The sequence below is a fragment of the Ureibacillus endophyticus genome (assembly GCF_003628435.1).
Lineage (GTDB): Bacteria > Bacillota > Bacilli > Bacillales_A > Planococcaceae > Ureibacillus > Ureibacillus endophyticus.
On record NZ_RBZN01000081.1, the window covers coordinates 1 to 6,332 of the forward strand.

Annotated in this window: 4 protein-coding genes and 1 pseudogene; 4 read left to right on the forward strand and 1 reads right to left on the reverse strand. The window is 34.3% G+C overall.

Annotated features, from left to right (window positions below; translation table 11 throughout):
• Positions 1-353 (reverse strand): annotated as a pseudogene (locus D8M03_RS16860) (hypothetical protein); the annotation flags it as partial.
• Positions 354-585: 232 nt separating this feature from the next.
• Here D8M03_RS16860 and D8M03_RS16865 point away from each other — a divergent pair.
• The 4 genes from D8M03_RS16865 (at position 586) to D8M03_RS16880 (ending at position 6,206) form a co-directional block, all read left to right on the forward strand.
• Positions 586-807: a TIGR03943 family putative permease subunit gene (locus D8M03_RS16865; protein WP_121215963.1), complete on the forward strand. Its 222-nt coding sequence runs from the start codon at positions 586-588 to the stop codon at positions 805-807.
• A gap of 226 nt (positions 808-1,033) precedes the next feature.
• A complete protein-coding gene (locus D8M03_RS16870; protein WP_121215964.1) occupies positions 1,034-2,404 on the forward strand; it encodes an MFS transporter in 1,371 nt (456 codons plus the stop codon).
• 195 nt (positions 2,405-2,599) lie between these two features.
• Positions 2,600-4,483 carry a XylR N-terminal domain-containing protein gene (locus tag D8M03_RS16875; protein ID WP_121215965.1) on the forward strand — a complete coding sequence of 628 codons (1,884 nt, stop codon included), beginning with the start codon at positions 2,600-2,602 and terminating at the stop codon, positions 4,481-4,483.
• Positions 4,484-4,697: 214 nt separating this feature from the next.
• The gene (locus tag D8M03_RS16880) at positions 4,698-6,206 is read left to right on the forward strand and encodes a 4-hydroxyphenylacetate 3-hydroxylase family protein (RefSeq protein ID WP_121215966.1); all 1,509 of its coding nucleotides are present in this window, start codon (positions 4,698-4,700) and stop codon (positions 6,204-6,206) included.
• The last annotated feature ends 126 nt before the right edge of the window (positions 6,207-6,332 follow it).

Genomic DNA, 6,332 nt, shown 5'->3' on the forward strand with positions numbered 1-6,332 from the left:
TTATACGGGACAGAGCTTCCGTTTAGCCAATGCGTTGTCGAGAAAACAGTAAAAATATTGGGTGGCAACACTCTGTATTTTTCATTGCAATTCTCTGCATTTTTATCTTGCAAAATACAACTATCTTCAAAATAACCAGCGTGAATTTTTTCTGCCTCTTCATCATGTGCGTGGGAATGATCATGCCCATGTTCATCCGAGTGTTTGTGTTCGCTTTCAGTTGATGGATTATTGACTGTTTGTTTTGCCTTTACCTCAGTGTTTTCCTCCACTTTTGTTTCAGCTGACTGACAACCTATTAATAGTGAGCTAACTGTGAGAACACCTAACCATTTTATTGCTGTTTTTTTCATATTCCTACATCTCCTTTAAATAGTAATCATTACGATTAATGATTATATATACAACCTTTTCCAATGTCAACATAAATAGTAATGATTACGATTAAGATTCATATATTAAATTCAAATGATGGTTGAGATATGGAGAGTGATAGAAAAATTATTAGCTTTCATTAAATTCCAACTAAATGCATATTTTTAATTTTCAATACTATGATGAATAAGGAAATACATTAAATGTAAAATGATTACCCATTGTTTAGCTGATGTGAGTAATTTAGGCTTACTAACTGAAATGGATGAAGCATTTGAGTTGTCTGAAGACACTTGGATTGAACTTGAAGGGGAACTAGATATCACTACTTATGATGGAGTACAAATTCCAACAATAAAAATTACCAAGTGGAAAACAATTGAAGAACCATCTGAACCATATGTATATCCAGTATTAACACTAACTTCTTAAAAATTTGAATCACAATTAAGAGTTCTTATTATTTAAGAGCTCTTTTTCTATTTATAGAACAAAATCTTAATTTCTTAAAATCTTTCTCTTCTGAATATATATCTGAAATTTTAGAATATTTATCTTGCAGATGGTAATATAAAAATAGTATTTTCATATGGAAAAGATATTTAATAGTATAAGAATCTAAAGTTATTATTTTGTGATGAAAAAAGAAGGTGACGAGATGAAGGATTGGAGTAACAGTCGAGGATTGTTTTTATCATCAGTGGCGACAGGTGCAATGCTGAATCCACTGAATTCCTCTATGATTGCACTGGCGATTCCAAATATTCAAAGGGATTTTAATTTGTCTTATTTGACGGTTTCTTGGTTAATTACTTCTTTTTATTTAGCGAGTGCAGTGACACAGCCTGTTGCTGGGAAGCTTGGTGACCTAATCGGACGAAGGAAAATGTTTTTAGGTGGACTTATCTTAGTTGCTATTTCTGCTATGGGTGCTCCTTTCGCTCCGTTTTTTGCTATTTTAATTATCATGCGATTATTCCAAGCAGTTGGAAGCGGTTCCATTTATCCTGCAGGAATTGGAATGCTTCGAGACCATATCCATGAAAGACAGGGATCTGCTCTTGCATTTATTTCTTTAACGATGTCGGCAATGGCAGCTTTAGGACCTACAATTGGGGGCTTACTTATTGAATGGGGAGATTGGCCAGCTATTTTCTTAATCAATATTCCTGTTCTGTTACTATGCTTTATTCTAGGTTGGTTTGCCTTGCCAAAGGATGAAGTGAATAAGAAATTAAGCTTTCATGAATTAATTCAAAGAATGGATCTATTAGGTATCCTATTTTTTTCAATTGCAATGGTCGGTATTTTATTATTTTTATTATCCCTTAAAGAAACGGTCAATTATGTAGCAGGGATTTTAGGAGCGTTCTCTTTAATTTGTTTTATCTGGTATGAGCTAAAAACTAAAATTCCATTTATTGATATTCGATTATTTCGTTCCAATCGGAAATTAACTTTAGTGTTTTTGCAATATATCGTTCTAAATTTCATTTACTATAGTTTATTTTTTGGGTTACCAAGTTATTTTCAAGATGGTCTACATTTAAGTGTTGCATATAGTGGCTTGTTAATGCTTTTAGTAACAGGAATGGGAATAATCACAGCACCGTTAGTTGGTCGTTGGGTCGATAAATCAGGAGTGAATTTTCCAATAATGACAGGGAATTTGTTAACAGTTATTGGTGCTATATTACTTTGGGTCTTCTTTGATCATGTACCAATTATCGTAATGTTGTTAATTATTTCTCTTATTGCAGCTGGCTGTAGTTTTGGAAATGTTACATTACAGGCGGCTATGCTTGAAGCTAGTCCGGCTCATATTGTTGGTGTATCAACAGGATTGTATCAAACATGTAGACATTTTGGCTCTATTCTGTCGGCTGTTTCACTAGGTTTAATATTTGGTGCTCAGTTTAATATGGAGCATTTTACAACTTTGATTATTGTCTTCATAGTGGCTGGTTGCCTAGTTGTACTACTAGGTGTGGGCTATTCAAAAGTAAATCCTGAATCTTCAAAAGTTTAATGTGCACATTAGTGAGGGTTCAGGAATTTTCCCTTACATCATTTTACCCATTCTTACTGTGAAAACCTTTTCATTCCATACTACCTTCAGTATAATAAAAACTACCAATCTTCTAGAAAGGCATAAGTCAAAACCAAATTTTCATAGCATTTGTATATTATTTTCTTCATTAAAAAAGAAATAAAGGAGCAATGTATGAAAGGGATTAAATTAAATGACTTATTAACAATTCGCCAAGAAAATGAATTATGGTTTATCAACAATGAACGATCTGTCTTTGTATCGACGAGAGCTTTCGGAGCACTGCAAAAGGATTTAATAGAGAACATTGGGATTAATCGATTAAAGGCTTTTTTCTTTAAGTATGGTTTTCAATTGGGAATGGAAGATGCCCAAGATATCGTGAAAAATAACCCCACGCTAAGCTTAATGGAGAAAATTGAACTTGGTCCGATTATCCATGCATTAAAGGGGTACACGAAATCCCGTATTACAGAAAGCGAACTAAAAGTTGAAGGAAACAAAGTGACATCCTTGTATTTTAAAGGTGTTTGGGAAAATTCCTATGAAGCAGAACAACATCTTAAAAATTTTGGAAATAGACAAGGACCTGTTTGTTATACGTTATCTGGCTATGCAACAGGTTTTGTAAAAGAAGTCATTGGTGAAGATGTGTTTTTTAAAGAATTGCAATGCCAAGGAGATGGTGCCCCTTGTTGTGTTTGGGAGGGACGTTTACTGTCTGAATGGAAGCAGGAGGCAGAAGAATTCTTTTCTTACAGTAAAGAACTACCGATTTTAAAGGAACTAGAACAAACCAATGAAAAGCTTATTATAGAAAGAAATAATTTAGCCTTTGTGTCCAAGACGTATAATGATTTAACCAATGAGCTAATAAAAGGCAATGATATTAATTCCATCTTAAATATTTTATATAAACAAAATCATGTACCAATTGTAATTGAAGATAGTCGGCAACATGTTATTGCTTCTAAAGGAATAACACTTGAGAATTTTATTACAGTATCTAATCAATTTTCAGAGTTTTCAGTCGTTAATGAGTGCCACACGAAGGTTAAGATATTTACTTTTCCAAATGGAATCAGTTTAAAAACGCCTATTTATCTTTTAGGACAAATTGTAGGATACTGTTACTTCATCTATGAAGATGAAAAAGTCCCTAATTATGAAATCGATTCCATGATTCTTGATCGATTGGCTTCTATTTGCTCACTTTTATTTTTAAAAGAAAAAACAGAAATAGATTCAATGGAACAAGTGAAGGGACACTTCCTGGAAGAGATAATTAGTGGAAAATATACAAAGCAAGAGATAACTAGAAAAGCAGATTTTATTCAATTAAATCTTTCCGATTCTTTTTATATTGTGACTTTAACCTACAAATTTATGAATTCAAATGCTGAAACGCAATTCACGTTCTATAAAAAAATCCTTGAAATGGTATCTACTTATTTTCGGGAAGAAAAAAATATCAATGTGTTAATTGGCCAACAACCTGAAAGTTTAATCCTCCTCATTACAGAAAAACAAGTACAACATAATATCGAAAAAGTAATTAAAGCATTAATCTCTAATTTAAAAAAGCAAATAAAAAATGCATATTTTTTAGCAGGAATTAGTTCGAAAAATAGTAATATTGTAGATACAAGGGTCGCATTGGATGAAGCGTGTTCAGCAGTACGACTATCTTCAAGGGATAAGCCAATTACGCTATTTAGTGATTTAGGCGTGCTTGGTATTTTAATCAATAACGAAAACGAGCAATCCATTAAAAAAATCATTCGAGAGCAACTGGGGATACTGTATGAAAATATCGATGACAATAAGCTGGATTTAATTGAAACATTATATCACTTTCTTGAACAAGGCGGTAATTTAGATCAAACAGCGGATAATTTGGCACTCTCAAAAAGTGGGTTGCGCTATCGACTAAACAAGATTACTTGCCTTCTAGATTGTGATTTGCGCAATCCTCAGAAACAATTTCAGTTAATGTTAGCACTAAAAGCATTCAAAATTGTGGAACATGATAAAATTAAACAACTTCAAATAGATTAAAATTGCTTTGATTTACTATTTAGTACAACCTATTGGATTTATCCAGTAGGTTGTATTTTTATGTCCACTAACTAACATAAGATGGCAGTTTTTTTAAATATATCTAACACTCGGTGTCATTGTTAAGAATTTTCAGATAAATTAATATAAACATAGTGATTGACGTAAAAATCACCAAAAAGTAGTAACTATCATTTGAATGGAGTTGAGGGGAATGTACACAGGAAAAGAATATTTAGAAAGCTTAAATGACGGAAGGGTAGTCTATTTAAATGGGGAAAGAATCAAGGATGTTACAACCCATCCAGCCTACAGAAATGCTGCTCGTTCCTATGCAAGAATGTACGATGCTCTACATGATCCAGCTACACGTGATATTTTAACGGCAACTACAGAATTTGGTGACCGAACACATAAGTTCTTCAAAACTCCTACGAGTGCACAAGATTTACTAGAGGCAAGAGATGCAATTGCGGAATGGGCTAAGTTAAGTTATGGATTCATGGGCCGCACACCAGATTATAAAGCAGCATTTACAGGAAGCTTAAATGCGTTTAGTCATTTTTACGAAGGATTTGAAGACAACGCAAAAGCTTGGTACAAAAAAGCAACAAAAGAATTACCATTCATTAACCATACAATTATTAATCCACAAGTAGACCGTTCAAAACCATTACATGAAAATAAAGATGTTTTTGTACGTGCAGTGAAAGAGCGCGATGATGGCATTATTGTAAGCGGTGCCAAAATGGTTGGTACAGCTTCTGCATTAACTCATTATAACTTCGTAGCAAATTATGGTCCGAAAGATTTAGGTGGGGGCGATGATAGCCATGCACTAATCTTCTTTGTGCCGATGAATGCTGAAGGCGTAAGTATGATTAGCCGTCAATCATATGAGTTAAATGCACACCAAAATGGTACACCTTTTGATTATCCATTATCTAGTCGCTTTGATGAAAATGATGCGGTGATTGTGCTCGATAATGTGTTCATACCTTGGGAAAATGTGTTGGCATACCGCAATGTTGAAGTTTCCAATAACTTTGTAACAGGAAGTGGTTTCGTTCCACGCTTTACTTTCCATGGTTGTACACGTCTTGCAGTGAAATTAGATTTTATGACGGGACTATTATTGAAAGCAACTGAAGGAGCAGGCACGAAAAATTTCCGTGGCGTTCAATCAAAGATTGGTGAAGTGGTTGCTTTACGAAATATGTTCTGGGGTCTTTCTACTGCAATGGCAACAGATCCTGAGCCAGGACCAAATGGTTTAGTTATTCCAAATTCATATTCGAGTGCTGCATACCGCGCATTAGCTCCAGGAGCATGGGTGAAAGTGAAAAATATCTTCGAGCAAGTGGTAGCAGGTGGATTAATTCAATTACCATCTAGTTCAAAAGATTTCTTAAATGAAGATTTAAGACCATATTTAGATACGTATTATCGCGGTACAGGAATCGGTGCCGAAGAACGTGTGAAGTTACTGAAAATGGTTTGGGATACAATCGGTACTGAATTTGGTGGACGCCATGAATTATATGAAGTGAACTATGCTGGAAACCATGAAAACATCAATATGGAAGCATTATTCCATTTTGAAGCAACAGGTGCAGCTGAGCAGCAAATAAAATTCGTTGACTCTGCATTAGACGATTACGATCTTCATGGTTGGACAAATAGCACATGGGCAGATGCATCAAAATCAGTTATTAAATCTTAAACAATCGGTAGTGTCAAAACTTCTATGAAAAATTGAAAAACACAAGGTATTGGGCGATAAGTACTCTCCGAACGAGGGGACAATCGCTCTTGACAAACATTCCGAAAAGGTTGCGCCCATATTTTT

Excerpts from the sequence above, each read along its gene's own strand:
- D8M03_RS16865 (WP_121215963.1), top strand. The coding sequence starts at position 586 with ATGATTACCCATTGTTTAGCTGATGTGAGTAATTTAGGCTTACTAACT.
- D8M03_RS16870 (WP_121215964.1), top strand. The coding sequence starts at position 1,034 with ATGAAGGATTGGAGTAACAGTCGAGGATTGTTTTTATCATCAGTGGCG.
- D8M03_RS16875 (WP_121215965.1), top strand. The coding sequence starts at position 2,600 with ATGAAAGGGATTAAATTAAATGACTTATTAACAATTCGCCAAGAAAAT.
- D8M03_RS16880 (WP_121215966.1), top strand. The coding sequence starts at position 4,698 with ATGTACACAGGAAAAGAATATTTAGAAAGCTTAAATGACGGAAGGGTA.